At 35.0% G+C, this 263-nt stretch carries 1 protein-coding gene; it reads left to right on the forward strand.

The genetic code is table 11. The features are described 5' to 3' along the window. A partial coding sequence (locus NET02_RS16450) for a transposase (protein WP_284058514.1) occupies positions 1-263 on the forward strand: 263 nt, incomplete at both ends.

The raw sequence follows: 263 nt of genomic DNA on the forward strand, positions 1-263 counted from the left end.
GACGGCAGATCATTTATCATTGATGGGCGGAGATTAAAAAGTATAAATCAATGGTTTAACAAAGAAAATGCCAGACTTCAAAGCATAAAAGATAAGCAAAAAATCAAAGGCACCACTCGTAAACAGGCTTTGCTTGCTATGAATCGCAATAATAAAGTGAATGATTATATCAACAAGACTTGCCGTTACATCATTAACTACTGTATTGAAAATCAAATTGGCAAACTTGTCATTGGCTATGCGGAAACATGGCAACGCAATAT

The organism is Thermalbibacter longus, from assembly GCF_023806485.1.
GTDB lineage: Bacteria > Chloroflexota > Chloroflexia > Thermomicrobiales > Thermomicrobiaceae > Thermalbibacter > Thermalbibacter longus.